Consider the following 18,089-nt stretch of genomic DNA (forward strand, 5'->3'; position numbering starts at 1 on the left):
GAAAGGAATAACCATGCCCCGTATATTCAAATCAATTGCCCAAGAAAATGCCAATTACAATTTTGCCACGATGGATTTTTTCGATCTATCTTATGCGGATTTTATTGCTATATCACTAGAATATTCGGGAAATGCCAGGGGTGGAAACGGCAATGGACGCGGTGGTGGGAATGGTGGCAATGACGGAAATGATGGCAGTTCATCAGAACCACTATATACATACATCAGTAATATTACCGGATCCGATTACAATATTGAAATCCAGTTTACCGGTGATGGATGGGGTGATATTGTCACCTCACCTTTTGTAGAAGCATTCGAAGCCGCAGCGGATTTCCTTAGTTCCTTTATTGTCGGAGATAGACCGGATTACATATCTGCGGATGATCCGAATAATTTCTTTAACCAGGATATTGATGACATGCTGATCGAAGCGAGCCTCATCAGTATCGATGGATCAGGGGGCGTTTTGGGGCGCGCGGGACCAACCCATATTATCAAAGAAACAGGCCAGGATGATTCAGAAGCTCTGCCATTTGCCGGTATCATGGAATTTGATGTTGCCGATGCTGGTGATTATTTAGCTATAGATTTATGGGACGACATTGTTCTTCATGAAATGTTCCATTCCATTGGTCTTGGCACCATGTGGGAACATACTGGTGTTGTTGATGTTTATATCGATGATATGGGCACCAAAAGACCCGTTGATGATGTCATGACATATGATTATTTAGGACAATATGCCACCCAATATAATGATGGAAGTGAACCCATAATTGAAACAGATGGCGGTTCCGGCACAGCAGGTGGTCACTGGGACGAAGAAACATATGATAATGAACTGATGACAGGATATATCAATGATGTGAATTATTTATCACAAATGTCCCTCGCATCCCTTGCCGACCTTGGATATGATGTTAAGTGGGATGCTACCGTCTTTACGGAACTTGTATAAAACACATCTATCCAGACTAATAAATATTTGCTATCAGATGCGGGTTACAGAATTAATTTTAATGTAACCCGTTATTTTTATAGGGAATATTATGGATAATAAATGGCAGTTTTGGATCGATCGCGGTGGAACATTTACCGATGTTGTTGCCCGTGACCCAGATGGGGATATCAAAACCCATAAATTATTATCCGAAAACCCGGATCAATATCATGATGCAGCATTAGAAGCCATTCGCCGCCTGATGGGAACATCATCCAATACGCCCATCAAACATTCAGAAATTGCATCCGTAAAAATGGGCACCACCGTTGCAACCAATGCATTATTGGAACGCAAAGGGGATAGAACATTACTACTGATCACCAAAGGGTTTCGTGACGCATTAAAAATTGGGTATCAGGCAAGACCCCGCCTTTTCGATTTAAATGTCATTTTACCGGAACAACTTTATGAACGCGTGATCGAGGTCGAAGAACGTATCGGCCCCAACGGTGCATTAATCACCCCGCTTGATGTAGAAACTGTGCGCCCTGACCTCGAGCAAGCCTTAAAGGACGGCATCACATCTGTCGCCATCGTTTGCATGCATGGTTACAGATACACTGACCATGAAGCCAAGCTATCACACCTTGCACGAGAAGTCGGTTTCCCGCAAATTTCAACCAGCCATGAAACCAGCCCGCTCATGAAATTGGTTGGGCGTGGTGACACAACCGTGGTCGATGCTTACCTAAGCCCAATTTTAAGGCGTTATATCGACCGCGTTCAAAGTGAACTTGGTGAAGTGCCATTATATTTCATGCAATCAAATGGCGGACTTGCTGGCGCAGACCATTTTCAAGGAAAAGATGCCATTCTATCCGGCCCAGCTGGCGGGATTGTTGGGGCGGTGAAAACGGCCGCTTTATCAGGTTATGAAAAACTGATCGGTTTTGACATGGGTGGCACATCAACGGATGTCAGCCATTATGACGGCGAATATGAACGCAGTTATGAAACGGTGGTTGCGGGCGTTCGCATGCGAGTTCCCATGATGAATATTCACACGGTGGCTGCCGGCGGCGGTTCAATTCTTGAATTTGATGGCAGCCGTTACCGTGTTGGGCCGGATAGCGCGGGTGCAGCACCCGGCCCGGCAAGTTACCGAAATGGTGGTTCGCTTACGGTTACCGATTGTAATGTTCAACTTGGGTTTATTAATACCGATTATTTCCCGAAGTCCTTTGGCCCAAGTGCAAACCTGCCGCTTAATAAAGATATCGTTTCAGAAAAATTTGAAATCCTTCGCGACCAGATCAACAAATCAGAAGAAGTAGAAAATATCGCAGAAGGGTTTCTCGATATCGCCATCGAAAATATGGCGGCGGCCATTAAAAAAATATCCACTGAAAAAGGATATGATGTTCGTGATTATACATTGGTCAGTTTTGGTGGGGCTGGCGGACAACATGCCTGTAAAATTGCCGATAATTTGGGCATCAAACGTATTTTCCTGCACCCCTTTGCTGGTGTTTTAAGTGCTTTTGGCATGGGGCTTGCGGATCTTCGTAGTATTCGTGAAGAAACATTGGAAATTTCATTAAATGCTGATGTTCAAACAACATTAAATGAAATTCACACACGTCTTTTACAAGAAACCAATGCGTCACTTGCTGCGCAAAAAGTAACTGATATAAATCATATAGCAAAAGCGCACATCAAATATAAAGGCAGCGATAGCACCCTGGAAGTTGATATTAATTCGCCAGATATTATGAAGTCAGATTTTGAAATATTCCATCAACAGCAATTTGGTTTTATTTCCACTGATAAAGAATTGATCATCGAAAAAATACATGTTGAATCATATGGTGGCGCGGGTGATGTTAAATTAAAAATCCCACAAGCAAGCAATGAATTTACCAAAGAGAAAACAAAAATTTTCCGCCACGGAAAATGGCAGGATGCAACCATTATCCACCGAAATGACCTGGGTAACCATATAAACGATATCAAGGGCCCAGCCATTATCCGTGAAGATCACGGCACAAATTATCTGGAATTGGGTTGGCGCGCTTTTAATGATGACCAAAACAATCTGATTTTTGAACGTGTTGATGAAATGGAAAGGCGCCACGCAATCGGCACCACTGTCGATCCGGTGCAGCTCGAAATTTTCAATAACCTGTTTATGTCCATCGCTGAACAAATGGGTGCTGTGCTCGAAAATGTTGCCCATTCCGTCAATATGAAGGAACGTCTTGATTTTTCATGCGCCCTTTTTGATGGTGATGGTAATCTGGTCGCCAATGCACCGCATATGCCCGTGCATCTTGGTTCCATGGGCCGCAGCATCAAAACGGTTATTGATAACCGCAAAGATACCATGAAACGCGGTGACGTTTACATGTTAAACGATCCTTATAACGGTGGTACGCACTTGCCGGATATTACCATTATTTCCCCGTGGTTTAATGATGGCGATAATAATCCATCATTTTATGTGGCAACCCGCGGACACCATGCGGATATCGGTGGCATAACCCCTGGTTCAATGCCGCCAATGTCAAAACATATTGATGAGGAAGGCATCCTGTTTAATGATTTTCTGCTTATGCAAGATGGAAAATTCCTGGAGCAAGAATTAAAAGCCGCCTTATTATTAGGCCCCTATCCCGCAAGAAACCCCGAACAGAATATCGCTGATCTTAAAGGGCAGATTGCCGCCAATGAAAAAGGTCTTAATGAATTAACCCGCATCAGCAATCATTACGGTACAGAAACGGTACTGGCCTATATGGATCATGTGCAAAATAACGCTGAAGAAGCCGTTCGCCGCGTGATCCACAAATTATCAAATGCTGAATATGAATATCCGTTTGATAATGGTGCGGTAATTAAAGTGAAAGTCACCATTGATCAGGAAACGCGATCAGCAACACTTGATTTCACAGGTACAAGTGCAGAACTTGATAATAACTTCAATGCGCCACTGGCCATATGCCATGCGGCGGTACTTTATGTTTTCAGATGTATGGTCGATGATGATATTCCGTTAAATCAAGGGTGCCTAAAACCTGTGAAAATTATTGTACCTGAAAAAACTTTCCTAAATCCAAGTCATCCGCGTGCCGTTGTTGCCGGAAATGTTGAAACATCGCAGGCTATTGTGAACTGCTTATTCCTTGCTTTTGGTGCAATGGCCGCATCACAAGGCACCATGAATAATTTCACCTTTGGTGATGATGCTCTGCAATATTATGAAACCGTTGCGGGCGGTATGGGAGCAACCGCAAATGGGAATGGCGCCGACGCGATCCAAACCCATATGACCAACAGCCGCCTAACCGATCCGGAAGTGCTTGAGTGGCGATATCCTGTATTGCTTCGTAATTTTAAAATACGCGCGGATAGCGGCGGTAAAGGAAAGCATAATGGTGGCAATGGTGTTGAACGCCGCATAGAATTCCTTAAAAATATGCAAGCAGCCATTATTTCAAATAACCGTCTTAACGCACCGATGGGATTAAAGGGCGGGCAAGATGCAATGTGCGGTGAAAACAGCATTTTAAGAGAAAATGGCACCCACGAAACCTTATCAAGTTCAGAAGAAACAACCATGCTAAAGGGTGATGTTTTTATCATCAAAACCCCGGGTGGCGGCGGTTATGGAAAATCATAAATCTTGAAGCTTATTCGGCCAAAACTTGATTAGCGTCATATAAATTACTGATAAAAAGCTCTATTTCTTATATATTAGATGGGTATACAGGAGTTTTTATGAACGATTTTGGCCGCAAAAAAACTGAACATGAAAACGTCAGCGCATCAAAAAACGTTGGCGAGACGCTTGATTTCATAGAAAAAAACAATCCAAATATTGATAATAAGAATTTACCTGATATCGCCACATATCACGAAGCGCACCACCGTAAAGGGAAAGCGCACCCAGATTTCACAAAAATCAGAAATGCAGCATTATTCCAATTATTACCAAAACTTGATTATGATGCCGCCGCCAGCCTCCCACACGATGAATTGGTCAAACAGCTTCAGGATATCATTCGGTTAGTGCTCATAGAAATGAAACTGAACCTTAACCGAAAAGAGGAAGAAATGCTTGAGACTTCCTTAATCGACGAAATATTAGGGCTCGGTCCATTGGAAGTTTTGCTTACTGATCCTGAAGTCAATGATATCCTGATCAACGGACCCAAACAGATCTTTATTGAAAGACGGGGAAAACTGGAACTCACCGATATTGAATTACGCGATGAACAACATATCAGAAACATTGCAAACAGAATTTGCGCGCGTGTTGGTCGTCATGTAAGCAACGCATCCCCGCTTGTCGATACCAGATTAGAGGATGGATCACGGGTCAACATCATCTTACCGCCATTATCACTTCGCGGCACTGCAATTTCCATCAGGAAATTCAGCGTCAAACCATTCACTATGGCTGATTTTGTGAATAATGGAACCTTATCGCAGGAAATGGCAAATTTCCTGGAAGCATCCGCCGCCAGTAAAATGAACATCATCATTTCGGGTGGGACCGGTTCCGGTAAAACCACTTTGCTGAATGTACTATCGCAGTCTATTCCTGATGATGAACGCATTATTACCATTGAAGATTCAGCGGAACTCAATCTTAATCAAATTCATGTTTTACCTCTTGAAGCCCGCCCCGCAAACACTGATGACGAAGGCGAGGTTACCATTAGAGAACTCGTGGTAAATGCCTTAAGAATGAGGCCTGACCGCATCATTGTCGGTGAAGTACGTGGCGGTGAAATAATGGATATGTTACAAGCAATGAACACCGGTCACGAAGGAAGCATGGGAACCGTCCATGCCAATGGTCCCGCGCAATCACTGACACGTCTTGAAAATATGGCATCAATGGCAGGATTTTTATACCCGATCCATGTCATTCGCAGACAACTGGCAGAAGCGCTCAATATCATCGTTCAAATATCACGTATGAAAGATGGCAAAAGACGCATTACATCCATCCATGAAATTGTCGGCATGGAAGATGATGAGATTGTATTGCAGGAATTATTCAAATATTCATTCATAAGCCGTGATGAACAAGGTAACATCAAGGGCGACTTTGTAAGCAGCGGTAATGAATCCGTAAATATCGAAAAATACAAAATGTTTGGCTATGATGATCAGGTTATAGAGGCCTTAAAAAAGGATAATAAAGATGGCGAATGAAAAATCAAATAATGGTGACAAATCAAAGCCACAAAACAGCATGATCAAAAAAGAAGTGCCTGTTGAACTTATTTTACATGATGGTACCCACATGCAAGGCAGCGTAAACATAAGCGTTACGACAAACCCTCATAATGCCTTTGAAGAACTGCCAGATTTTTTTCATTTAAACCGTGAAAGTAATGATTATTACCTTATCAACAAAGCCTATGTTGTTGTTTGTAAAATTCCCGAACATTAGGCCCATTTTTTAGGAGAGAATGATGGAATTTGTAAAATTAACTGACTATTACACCAAAAATGAAATCTACGTAAATATGCATAATGTGAACGAAGTAATGCCGTTTGATGATCATACGCAGCTCTTCTTTAATGGTGGTGAAAAAGAACTAATCAGCGTTGTCGAAAGTGGCGAAGAAATCATGGACCTACTTCAAAAAATGAGATAACCTCTTCCCTTAATTCAAAAAATAAGGGGAGCATCCAATGTTCAAAAAAACGCTACTTGCCACCGTCATGACGTTAGGCATCACCATTTCTGCCGAAGCCGCAGACAAATGGAAAATTATCCATGCTGGAACACTGCTTGCCGACGCCAGAGAAGAAGCAAAAACAGAACAAACAATCGTCATCAAAAATAAAAAAATCATATCTGTCAGTGATGGTTATCTATCCGCATCCGATATTGATGGCGCGGATAACGCGGAAATCATCGATCTAAAAGATCAATATGTGATGGCGGGGCTTATTGATGCCCATACCCATATCCTTGGTCAACAAGAAGCCAACAGCCGTGAAAAACGCGTCACACGTTCATCACAATATTCCACATTAATGGGTGTTGAATTTGGTATGCGTACATTGCGCGCAGGATTTACCACCATCAGAAATGTTGGCGGTGACCGAAACGCGATTTTTGCGTACCGTGATGCGGTGAATAACGATCTGATCATGGGACCACGCATTAAGGCGGCCGGACAAACCATTTCACCAACTGGTGGTCATGGCGACGGCAGCAACGGTTACCGTGATGACATTTTCCCAAATCCACATACCGGAATTTGTGACGGCATTGAAAGCTGTCGTCGTGCCGTACGCACACAAATCAAGCATGGTGCCGATCACATTAAATATGTGGCGACAGGTGGTGTATTAAGTAAAACAGCAACAGGAACAGGACAACAATTCACTGACGAAGAACAAATTGCCCTTATCGAAGCAGCCCATGCCATGGGCCGTAAGGTCGCAGCACATGCCCATGGCCGTATTGGTCTTGAAGCGGCCCTTCGCGCCGGCGTAGATAGCATCGAACATGGTTCATATCTGGATGAGGGAACAGCCGATCTTTTCGTTGAAACGGGCGCTTATCTGGTACCAACATTAATCGCGGGTTATACCGTTGAACGCATTGCAAAAGAACGTCCGGATTTCTTTATTCCGGCCGTTCGCCAAAAAGCATTGGATGTTGGCCCCATGATGAAAAAGGCATTAAAACTTGCCCATGACAAGGGCGTAAAAATCGCGTTCGGTACCGACGCCGGTGTTAATGACCACGGCACAAATGGTTATGAACTGGTGCTTATGCGTGATGCGGGCATGCCGGAACGTGCAATCCTTGTGTCCGCGACGGTCAATGCCGCCGATCTGATGGAATTAACATCTGTGACGGGCACCATCGAAGCCGGCAAGGAAGCCGATATCATCGCATCAAAAGCAGACCCGCTTGAAGATATTGGCACACTGATGAACCCGACATTCGTGATGGCACGCGGCACAGAAATTGACCTGGATGTTCCACGCCCGGCCGACCTATTCCCATGGCCAGAGGGTTATTAAAATTTCAATAAATACTTTGAAGAAGGCGCCAAGGTGGCGCCTTTTTTGATTTAAAAATTAATTACTTCACCATTTGCAAATCTTATAGATGTCACGACCACTTTTTGCGATGCCCCCTCTTCACGTGTGCGTGGTTCAAGCTTGTCATAGGCATCATCAAAAATATACGGATCATCCGGAAAAGCATAAAATTCTTTCTTACTTGTACGTCTTCCGGGTTTTAAATCCTGAACGATTTTACCGTTCATTTTATAAACAGGCCTGCCCCAGTCATTCAAAAATTCAGTAGTAAATCTAATATCAACGATCTTGCGACCACTAATATTCTTAAATCGTGGAAGATATTCCATCAATTTCTGTTTTCGCTTTTTTGTTGCTTTAAAATGGCTTTCTGTTTCTTGCAAATATTCTCGCCAATCTGCGCTCTCATGTGCAATCGTTGGCACAGTCATCACCATCATCAATAATACACTTAATAACCGCATGTCATTCCCCCTAACAAAGTTCAAAGGAATTACAATAAAGATAAATCAGGCAAAATTATGCCGAACTTTAAAACGGCCAGAGCGAGAAACCACGACCAAGGTCATCTTCACAGGCGGCGAGTTGTGCGGCGTAGGTTTTGGAATATCCCTCTACCTTTTTCGCGACGTCCATAAGCCATTTTTTCTTAAGATATGTTTTGCGTTTAAAGCCGCCGTGCCCTTCGTGATAGGCAAGATACTGATTATAAGCATCCCATTTTGAAATACCGAGCGTTCGTTGTGAAATCGTGCTGTACCATCCGACAAAATCCACCGCATCTTCAAACCGGTCACGATCCGCACCGTGATTGCCTGTTTGGTCCATATACCATTCCCATGTGGAATCTTTCACCTGCGCATAACCATAAGCACTGGATTTACGGCCCCACGGTATCACCCATAGTAAATAATTACGCCCCGGTTTCGCGTCGTGCTTAAATGAACTTTCCTGACGGATAATCGCAAGTTGCACATTGATTGGCGTACCGTATTTATCACGCACTTTTTTGGTGGCGTCATACCAGCCGCCCTTTTCCTCAAGGATTGAGCAGCTATTGGCCACATTTTTTGGTGGCGTCGTCGCACACCCCGCCACGGCGAGGATTACTGATGCTATGATCAATTTACTTTTCATATTATCTAAAGAATCAAAAGTATCCATGGATGTCAAGATAAACACCCAAACGGGCGAAATAATGACGGGCTTTAATCCACAAGTAATTTCACGGGCGCAGCTGGTTTTGGCTCGATCCCATCTTCGATATCGTCTACTTCTTCCAGCTGAATTTTTTCTATTGTATCCGCTTTGCTTTGGATTTTACGGCTTGATGTTTCAATTTGTGAAATATCCTTATCGGCCTGGTCAAAATGTTTACGCAGGTTTCCAATACGCTGATCAAGCCTGTCCATATCTTCCATCAATGTCATGACATGTTTTTGAATGATGCCTGCCTGATCACGCATACGCGCGTCTTTTAATACTGCACGTACGGTATTAAGCGTCGCCATTAAAGTTGTCGGGCTAACGATCCAGACCTTGGCCCGGTATGATTTTTCGACCACATCGGAAAAATTACTATGTAGTTCCGCATATACGGCTTCGCTTGGTAAAAACATCAACGCGCTTTCCGCGGTTTCCCCGTGAATGATGTATTTCTCTGAAATATCTTTCACATGTTTCAGGATGTCCGTTTTAAAGGCGCTTTGGGCTTGTTTCTTTTCTTGATCTGTTTCTGCATTGCCAAGCCTATGATAACTTTCAAGCGGGAATTTCGCATCCACCGCAATCGAACCGGGCGGGTTTGGCAATTTAATCAGGCAATCAACCCGCGCTTTATTTTCAAGGGTTGCCTGAAATTCATAGGCGCTTGGTGGCAGTATGGCAGACACCAGATCATTCAGCTGGATTTCACCGAATGCACCACGGGCCTGTTTATTGGAAAGAATATCCTGCAATCCCACCATTTGCCCGGAAAGATCGGTGATATTTTTCTGTGCTTCATCAATAACCGCGAGACGCTCTTTTAATTTTTCAAGGCTTTCACCTGTTTTTTCGTTGGTTTCATTTAAACTTTTTCCAACCTGACGACCAACGGCATCAAGCCGTTCATGCATGGTGCGTTTTAATTCTTCCTGCTGCATGGCGTGGCTTTCAGCCATGGTTTTTATGCGCGCTTCAAGCCCCGCATTCATTTGCATCACGCTTGCGATTGTGTCAGCGGTTTTATCGGCTGCGATGCGGCGTTCTTCACTATCCATTCTTGAACGGTTATTAATAAGGACAAGAACCCCAATTAACAGCAACGCGACAACCCCCATTCCAATCAAAATCATCATTGTTTGATCAATATTCACGCGTCTCTTCTCCTTATAAGTCTTGACCTTGTCTTCAACACATATTACCTACCATTTGTAAGATTAAAAGGATAAGATTAAAAATTATGGCCGTTTTACCAATTGTTACAGTACCGGACCCGCTTCTTAAAAAAGTGTCGGAACCCGTTGATAAAGTCGATGACAAGCTGCGCGCATTTCTGGATGATATGCTGGAAACAATGTATGCCGCACCGGGCATCGGACTTGCGGCCGTTCAAGTGGGCCACTTAAAACGCATACTTGTGATCGATATCGCCGGTGAGGAAGAAGACCCAAATCCAATGTATTTCATCAATCCTGAAATTACTTGGACGTCAGAAGATTTGAACACTTACAACGAAGGGTGCCTATCCATTCCGGAACAATATGCGGATATTGAACGCCCGAAAGAATGCAAGGTCAAATTCCTTGATTATGACGGTGCGGAACAAGAAATCCACGCGGATGGGTTGCTTGCCACATGCATTCAGCACGAAATGGATCACCTAAACGGCGTTGTATTTATTGATTATCTTTCCAAAATCAAGCGGGGCATGTATGTCCGCAAGGTTAAAAAACTGATCCGTGAAAAAGATTAAGGGGGCGACATATGCGTATTGCCTTTATGGGAACACCGGATTTTTCCGTACCTGCGCTTAAAGCCATCATTGAAGCGGGCCATGACGTTGTTGCTGTTTACAGCCAACCACCAAGCAGATCAGGTCGCGGCAAAAAGGAAAGACCATCCCCCGTACATGCATATGCGAATGATCAAAATATTCCCGTCTATACACCGTTAAATTTTAAAAGTGATAATGACCGCGAACAATTCGCGGATCTTAACCTGGATGTGGCCATGGTGGTTGCATATGGCTTGATCCTTCCGCAAGAAATTTTGGACGCACCCAAATATGGTTGTTTGAATATTCACGCGTCCCTATTACCGCGTTGGCGTGGGGCCGCGCCCATTCACCGTGCGATTATGGCGGGCGACAATGAAACTGGTGTCGGCATTATGCAAATGGAAGCGGGGCTTGATACAGGGCCAGTGCATTTAGAAAAAAGAATTCCAATTGGCGACGATACAACAGGCATTCTGCATGATAAATTAAGTGATTTGGGTGCTAAAGCCATCGTTGAAGTGTTAGTCAATCTTTCAGAAAGTACACCAACCCCACAATCCGATGAGGGTGTCACATACGCCCACAAAATTGATAAGTCAGAAGCAAAGATCGACTGGTCAAGATCAGCAACCGATCTTAAAAATCATATTCATGGCCTGTCCCCATTTCCCGGCGCTTGGTGTGATGTGGGTGGCGAACGATTTAAAATCCATAATGTTGAAGTGGTAAATGGAAACGGGGAACCCGGCGAAATGATCGATGAACCGCTTGTCATTGCTTGTGGCGATGGTGCCATATCTGTGAAACGTGCCCAACGTGCCGGAAAAGGACCAATGGACGTCAAAGCATTAATGAATGGGTTTGATGTAACAATCGGGACAAAATTTTCATGAAACGCTTCAAACTTACCATAGAATTTGACGGCAGCGATTACCACGGCTGGCAATTACAAGAAAGTGCGCCAAGCATTCAGGGCGAGCTTGAAAAAGCAGCGCATAAATTATGCCAGCAAGAATGCCGTTTCCATGCGGCAGGACGTACAGACGCAGGTGTTCACGCGACAGGCATGGTTGCCCATACAGATATCCCACGGGATATGAACGGGTACAAGCTGATGGAAGCATTAAATTATCATCTTAAAAATGTACCAATTTCCATATTGGATGCGGAAGAAGTTGATGATGAATTCCACGCCCGTTTTTCAGCGAAGAAAAGATATTATCGCTATCATATCATCAATCGCCGCGCGAACCTGACCTTTCAAAAGGGGCTTGCTTGGCAGGTTCGGGATGAGCTTGATGTGGATGCCATGAATGATGCGGCACAAGTGCTTGTCGGCAAGCATGACTTTACCACATTCCGCAGTGTGCAATGCCAGTCAAAATCACCCTTAAAAACATTAGAAAGTTTGTCGGTCAGTCGCGATGGTGAAAATATCTATATTGATACATCTGCAATTTCCTACCTGCATCATCAAGTAAGGTCCATGGTCGGGTGCCTTTATTACGTTGGCAAAGGAAAATGGACCAGACAGGATTTAAAAGATGCACTTGAAGCTGCCGATAGATCAGCCCTTGGATATAATGCCCCGCCGGACGGGCTATATTTTATGAAGGTTGATTATTAATCGTATCAACAACTGCATTAAAATATTCCGGATTGAATATTTGATACAGAAGAACCATTGATACGGTTTCAAGAAGTTTCACAAACAATAAGACACCAATGGCAAAAACGCCGCCAATCTGCAATGAGTTTTTAAGTGTGTACCAAACCACATAGAAGCCGAAATAAAAATTTAGCATAATTAGAAGCGCTGTACTTAATTCCCCACTGACAAGACCGCTTGAAAGAATCATCGTCATAGAAACAAGAATTAAATAAATAAGCGCACTCATCCAGTTATAAGCAATAACCATTGACGAATAATTGGATGAAATATTCATCCATTTGGTGAAATAAATCATCACAAATGCTGTTAGTGGCAAGGTGGTAAAAAAGAAAATACCTTCCGCAAGAAACGGATGGGCTAGTTCTACGCCCTCTGCGATTTCCCGGGTTCCCCCTTGTAAATTAAAATACGTCCAAAGCGCATAGGCAGGAAGCATCACCGCTATCGCCCAGAAACTTTTCCAAAAACCATCAGATGAAAGATCAAAATATTCCATGGCATTTGGCTTGGCTTGAACCAGTTTCCACGCCCCTTTAAGCGAGCTTTGAATATAAAGACCAAGTGGCATTTCGGTATTTTCCGACATTAAGCATTCCCATTCTTCGTGACATCTGTAAGCCATGTTGATAAATCCGGCGTTACATGGTCAATTCTTGTATATTCCTTACCCGTATCCGACCAGTGAACATCTGTTTTCACCCATACGGTCGACATACCAAGTTCCGCGGCAGGCTTAAGATTAATTGCGATATCTTCTACCATGATGGAATGTTCAGGATCGATTTGAAACTTATCCAGCATTTTATGATAACTCGTCTTATGCGGTTTTGGCAGGAATTCTGCGTCATGAATATCAAAAATATCCTTAAAAAATCCATCAAGTCCAATTTCAGATAACACATTCCCCGCATAATCAGCCGAAGCATTGGTGTAAATGTATTTTTCCCCCGGTAATTTTTCGAGCGCTTCGTTTAAGGCATGATCAATATCAAGAACGGAAAAATCAATATCATGGACATAATGCAGATAATCATGGGGTTCCACATCATGCAATGTCATCAAACCACGTAATGTTGTTCCATGTTCCTGAAAAAATGATTTTTGCATTTTTTTGGCATCATCATAAGGGATATCAAATAAGTTCTGGATATACTCCCCCATTTTGCGGTCAACCTGTGTGAAAAGGTTCGTGCCATGAGGGTAAAGCGTATTATCAAGATCGAATACCCAATACTTATGATCCATTAAATTTTTCACGGCAACATCATCTTTCATCATAAATAGTCCACGAACGCACATTTCTTAAAGGAAATGTTAATACTAAGCCTATACAGTAAATGCCAAGGGAATTTTTTATAGTTTTAAGTAATCCGGCGACTGAAATTGGGCACAATGGACAACAATATTGCACATATCTTGGGAAACACCAATGTTTCTGCGGAAAATGAGCCGCTAACATCAAATTTTAAAAATATAAATTTCCAAAACAATCTCATCGAAAAATTAAATGGCCCGGCGATCCTAACGGACGAATCGTTGAATGTTATTCATAAAAATATTTATGCCGATAATTTAATCTTCGCTTTCCAAAATAGAAATCCGATGATTCACGGGCTTGTCATTCGTGCACTGAATAATAAATGCCCTGAAGTTCAGAAATTATCATTAGAGGACGACACAGGCACTCGTCATTATGATCTTTTTGCTTTCCCTGTCACAACTGGCGAAGATAACAAATATAATGTTCTTTTATTTGGGCGTGACACTACAACAGAACAGCAACTAACCAAAGCACTGGTTGATTCAAGACAAATGTTTAAAGATCTGGTGTCCTGTTCAACGGACTTCGCATGGGAAACTGATAATCAGGGCCGTTTTAAATATGTATCATCAAATGGTGTTCTTGGTTTTACGGCTTATGAATTAAACGAAAAGAAAGCATCTGACCTGATCGTCGGCGCTGGCGGTTTAAACCCGTTTGATACGCTGGATGTCATTTCGGACGTGGAAATCTGGATGCAGCGAAGTGACGGCGAACTCGCCTGCATTCAGGTATCGGCAACACCGGTTATTGATAATCAATCCACATGGCAAGGCGCACGCGGCGTATGCCGTGATGTGACCGAAGCACGTGAACGCGAAGCAGCCCTAAGACGCATTCGCAAAAGCGAACAGACATTAAAGAAAATTGTATCCGCCATGCGTGATGAAGTTGACCCGTCCCGGGTTCTTGAAACCACCGCAGCGGCGGCCTTTGATGGCATAACTGCAAATCATTGCTATATCGCCAGTATCGACCCAATTCACAAATCATACAATATGACCATGAAAGCAGAATTTGGGAAACTTGATGATGCTGAATTTGGTGATGCATTAATCAGTAAAACTTATGAAATCTGTGATGACTATTCCGATGAATTGCCACCATCTTATTTAGAAGAAGTGGTTAATGGCTATAAAGTTTTAATCGGCATCACCCGCCATCATAATAAAATTAATGGCGCCATATACATCGTACTGGATAAAAAGAAAAGATCATGGGGCAAGGGCGAAAAATCATTATTCATTGGCGTCGCGAGCCACCTTGGCATCGCATTAGAGCAAATCAAAAATTATGAAAAGCTTGAAAAATTATCCAACACCGATGAATTAACACAACTCTTTAACCGCCGCGCCTTTACAGAAAAGGTGAAAAAACGCCTTATCATTCAAAAACGTAATAAACACACATGCGCACTCATGTACATTGATCTTGATAATTTCAAGCAAGCAAATGACACATATGGTCATGCAGTAGGTGATGACGTGTTGGTCATGTTATCTGACATCATGAAACAAAACACCCGTACAGAAGATTTATGTTGTCGTATGGGTGGTGATGAATTCGCGATTTGGTTGGAAAATGTTGATGCTGAAAACGCAAACGCACAAGCCACAAGAATTTTAGAAAATGCCTTAAGTATGCGTGAAATAGCACCAAATGATGAAAAACCGCTTTCCCTTTCTATTGGGATTACATTAAGTTTACCGGATCATGAGCATTCATTAGACGAGCTTATGGAAAAAGCGGACAATGCCCTATATGATGTCAAAAAGAACGGTAAATCGGGCATACTGTTAAATCGTTAAAAGTTATACTAATATATATTTCTTGAAAAATGATGGGTGGATAATCAGGAATGGTATTCAATTTATTCAAAAAAAATAAAAACAAGCGTGCGAAAGAGCTTGAAACTTATGAACAAGCACGCGATGCACTGGAAACAAAACAGTCCGGTGACAAAATGATACTGGCTGAACAGGAAACGACCCCACCTGAAGTTCTTTATTATCTGGCAGAAGATCCATCAACAGACATCCGTGTAAAAGTGGCCGGCAATGCCAACACACCTATTCAAGCAGATAAAATTCTCGCCAAAGATGAAAACGAAGATGTAAAGCACGAACTGACACGTAAAATCGCAAGACTTTTCCCGGATATATCCGACGACGGAAAATCGGAAATTACCGAAAAAGCGCTTGAGATGATTGAAATACTCGCCAATGATCAATTACCGTCTGTGCGCCGTATTTTGTCAGAAGAATTAAGATCATCAAACAGCATCCCAAAACACATTGCGTTAAAATTAGCCAAAGATGAAGTACCCGAAGTTTGCTCACCAATCCTAGAGTACTCGCCCCTATTAAATGATGCAGACCTTAAAGAAATTATCGCAGCTACAACCCTTTCTGGCGCGCTTGAGGCAATCGCAAAAAGAAACGTATTAAGTGGTGACGTCTGTGATGCAATCGCACAAACCCTTGAAATTCCGGCAGTAACCAGCATGCTTGCGAACCAGAATGCGCAAGTCCGTGAAGACACGCTTGATAACATTATCGCCGAAGCACAAAGCCAAAATATAACACAGTGGCATGAGCCGCTCGCCAAACGCCCTAACCTTTCAATGCGTGCTATGAAACGTATCGCGGGTTTTGTCGCATCGTCACTTGTCGATATGATGATTACTGATAACCACTTGGATGATAGTCAGGGCAAAGAGCTACTTACCCGTGTGCGTGAACGCATCAGCGATGAAAAACCGGAAAGCGATGATCAAAGATCACTCGCCGAACAAGCGGCCGATCTTTATGACCGTGGTGTCATTGATGACGAATTTATCCAAAACGCCATCAAAAATAAACAACGCGAACTTGTTATTCAGGCATTGATTTTAATGTCAGGACTGCCTGAACCGTCCGTCAGACAAATTTTAAATAAGAAAAAAGGCAATCTGGTTGTTGCGCTTGCCTGGAAATCAGAGCTTAGCATGCGAACGGCATTGCAAATGCAAAGCGACCTCGCCCATGTTCCACCAGCGGAATTTGTTAATGCCAAAAATGGTGTTGATTTCCCATTTTCCGATCAGCAGTTAGAATATGATATTGCACTATATGAATAACCACGATCTGTTATCATGAGCTTGAAACTAGAAATTATCCATCTTCAGATGATCAAGGAAATTGCCGACGCCGGAACGATCACAAAAGCGGCGGAAACACTCTGTATTACCCAATCGGCCTTAAGCCGTCGCATCAGCGAAGCAGAACGCAGATTAAACATCACCCTATTTGAAAAGAAAAATAAAAAACTTTACCTGACCACAGCGGGACAAAGACTTCTGTTTTCTGCGGATAAAATCTTAAAAGAATTATCAATTGCAGAAAATGATTTAAACGCGCGTTTTCAAATCGATAAAGAACTGGTGACAATCGGCATGGAACCATACAGTTGCCATGACTGGCTTGCTGGGACACTGGATAGAACCAATATACGTAATTCAGCCGATAAAATTGATATTCGATTAAATGTTACACTTGATCCAATTGCATCATTAAAAGAAGGGGACATTGACCTCGCCATCCTACCAAAACCTGAACAGGATGATGACCTTAACATGACACCGTTATTTACCGACAAGCTCGTCGCCGTTTTACCGCGTGATCATGTGCTTAACAGCAATGAACAATTAAGCACACAGGATTTTGCCGATGAAACCTACATTGCCCATAACGCGGGCCTTGAAATCAGTAGCGAGTATGACCGTTTCTTCAATGATCAATCATTAAATCCAAAAAAGACAATTCATATTGGCATGGTTGATGCCGTGATTAGTCTGGTATCCCAAAATTACGGGTTTACCATTCTCTCGGAACGCACCGTAAAACCGTATTTGATCAATAATGCCATAATAGCCATCCCCTTAACCGGCACGGGCACAAGGCTTGAATGGTACGCCGTATCCAAAGCTGGCAACGAACAAGTTAAATCAATGCAACTTGAACGCATTATTCGTGAAGTCAGCGCGGATAATACAGGCGCCTAATCCATCCTTTATGAAAAAAATTCATAAACCGTAACTTTTTCATGCAAT

Annotated in this window: 17 protein-coding genes; 12 read left to right on the forward strand and 5 right to left on the reverse strand. The window is 42.9% G+C overall.

The features are described from left to right. The first annotated feature begins 13 nt into the window (after positions 1-13). From KW060_RS13260 to KW060_RS13285, 6 genes are all read left to right on the forward strand, one after another. Positions 14-961, forward strand: a complete 948-nt coding sequence (locus KW060_RS13260) for a leishmanolysin-related zinc metalloendopeptidase (RefSeq protein WP_249035867.1) — start codon at positions 14-16, stop codon at positions 959-961. Between the two features lie 91 nt (positions 962-1,052). Next, the gene (locus KW060_RS13265; RefSeq protein WP_249035868.1) at positions 1,053-4,625 is read left to right on the forward strand and encodes a hydantoinase B/oxoprolinase family protein; all 3,573 of its coding nucleotides are present in this window, start codon (positions 1,053-1,055) and stop codon (positions 4,623-4,625) included. Positions 4,626-4,723: 98 nt separating this feature from the next. After that, complete coding sequence (locus KW060_RS13270) at positions 4,724-6,169, forward strand: TadA family conjugal transfer-associated ATPase (protein ID WP_249035869.1); 1,446 nt, start codon at positions 4,724-4,726, stop codon at positions 6,167-6,169. Continuing rightward, positions 6,159-6,410 (forward strand): hypothetical protein, encoded by a 252-nt coding sequence (locus KW060_RS13275; RefSeq protein ID WP_249035870.1) that lies wholly within the window; start codon positions 6,159-6,161, stop codon positions 6,408-6,410. The genes KW060_RS13270 and KW060_RS13275 overlap by 11 nt, the downstream gene beginning before the upstream one ends. A 22-nt stretch (positions 6,411-6,432) precedes the next feature. Continuing rightward, on the forward strand, positions 6,433-6,618 hold the full coding sequence (locus KW060_RS13280) for a hypothetical protein (protein ID WP_249035871.1): 186 nt from the start codon (positions 6,433-6,435) through the stop codon (positions 6,616-6,618). Between the two features lie 37 nt (positions 6,619-6,655). Then, positions 6,656-8,005, forward strand: coding sequence for a metal-dependent hydrolase family protein (locus KW060_RS13285; RefSeq protein WP_249035872.1), 1,350 nt, complete (start codon positions 6,656-6,658; stop codon positions 8,003-8,005). 50 nt (positions 8,006-8,055) lie between these two features. Here KW060_RS13285 and KW060_RS13290 read toward each other — a convergent pair whose 3' ends face one another. The 3 genes from KW060_RS13290 to KW060_RS13300 form a co-directional block, all read right to left on the reverse strand. Beyond that, the gene (locus KW060_RS13290; protein WP_249035873.1) at positions 8,056-8,490 is read right to left on the reverse strand and encodes a hypothetical protein; all 435 of its coding nucleotides are present in this window, start codon (positions 8,488-8,490) and stop codon (positions 8,056-8,058) included. 67 nt (positions 8,491-8,557) lie between these two features. After that, positions 8,558-9,163 carry a transglycosylase SLT domain-containing protein gene (locus KW060_RS13295; RefSeq protein WP_420833124.1) on the reverse strand — a complete coding sequence of 202 codons (606 nt, stop codon included), beginning with the start codon at positions 9,161-9,163 and terminating at the stop codon, positions 8,558-8,560. A gap of 71 nt (positions 9,164-9,234) precedes the next feature. Continuing rightward, on the reverse strand, positions 9,235-10,383 hold the full coding sequence (locus KW060_RS13300; protein WP_249035875.1) for a DNA recombination protein RmuC: 1,149 nt from the start codon (positions 10,381-10,383) through the stop codon (positions 9,235-9,237). A gap of 86 nt (positions 10,384-10,469) precedes the next feature. On the opposite strand from KW060_RS13300, the gene def reads away from it, so the two are divergent. From def to truA, 3 genes are read left to right on the forward strand one after another with little or no spacing between them, the layout of a single operon-like run. Next, positions 10,470-10,982 (forward strand): peptide deformylase, encoded by a 513-nt coding sequence (gene def / locus KW060_RS13305; RefSeq protein ID WP_249035876.1) that lies wholly within the window; start codon positions 10,470-10,472, stop codon positions 10,980-10,982. A gap of 11 nt (positions 10,983-10,993) precedes the next feature. Continuing rightward, complete coding sequence (fmt, locus tag KW060_RS13310) at positions 10,994-11,899, forward strand: methionyl-tRNA formyltransferase (RefSeq protein WP_249035877.1); 906 nt, start codon at positions 10,994-10,996, stop codon at positions 11,897-11,899. After that, positions 11,896-12,633, forward strand: coding sequence for a tRNA pseudouridine(38-40) synthase TruA (gene truA / locus KW060_RS13315; RefSeq protein WP_249035878.1), 738 nt, complete (start codon positions 11,896-11,898; stop codon positions 12,631-12,633). The genes fmt and truA overlap by 4 nt, the downstream gene beginning before the upstream one ends. On the opposite strand, the gene KW060_RS13320 is transcribed toward truA, so the two are convergent. Together KW060_RS13320 and KW060_RS13325 are read right to left on the reverse strand one after the other, a co-directional pair. Beyond that, entirely contained in the window at positions 12,614-13,264 is a 651-nt protein-coding gene (locus KW060_RS13320) for a hypothetical protein (protein WP_249035879.1), read from the reverse strand. The genes truA and KW060_RS13320 overlap by 20 nt on opposite strands. Then, positions 13,264-13,956 carry a pyrimidine 5'-nucleotidase gene (locus KW060_RS13325; protein ID WP_249035880.1) on the reverse strand — a complete coding sequence of 231 codons (693 nt, stop codon included), beginning with the start codon at positions 13,954-13,956 and terminating at the stop codon, positions 13,264-13,266. Before KW060_RS13325 ends, KW060_RS13320 begins: the two co-directional genes overlap by 1 nt. A gap of 114 nt (positions 13,957-14,070) precedes the next feature. Here KW060_RS13325 and KW060_RS13330 point away from each other — a divergent pair, with 114 nt between their 5' ends. Genes KW060_RS13330 through KW060_RS13340 form a run of 3 tightly spaced genes read left to right on the forward strand, consistent with a single transcriptional unit; the run spans position 14,071 to position 18,041 of the window. After that, positions 14,071-15,807: a bifunctional diguanylate cyclase/phosphodiesterase gene (locus KW060_RS13330; RefSeq protein ID WP_249035881.1), complete on the forward strand. Its 1,737-nt coding sequence runs from the start codon at positions 14,071-14,073 to the stop codon at positions 15,805-15,807. A 50-nt stretch (positions 15,808-15,857) separates the two neighbouring features. Further along, positions 15,858-17,117 (forward strand): DUF2336 domain-containing protein, encoded by a 1,260-nt coding sequence (locus KW060_RS13335; RefSeq protein ID WP_249035882.1) that lies wholly within the window; start codon positions 15,858-15,860, stop codon positions 17,115-17,117. A 15-nt stretch (positions 17,118-17,132) separates the two neighbouring features. Then, positions 17,133-18,041 carry a LysR family transcriptional regulator gene (locus tag KW060_RS13340; RefSeq protein WP_249035883.1) on the forward strand — a complete coding sequence of 303 codons (909 nt, stop codon included), beginning with the start codon at positions 17,133-17,135 and terminating at the stop codon, positions 18,039-18,041. Positions 18,042-18,089: the final 48 nt, after the last annotated feature.

Source organism: Pseudemcibacter aquimaris (assembly GCF_028869115.1).
Taxonomy (GTDB): domain Bacteria; phylum Pseudomonadota; class Alphaproteobacteria; order Sphingomonadales; family Emcibacteraceae; genus Pseudemcibacter; species Pseudemcibacter aquimaris.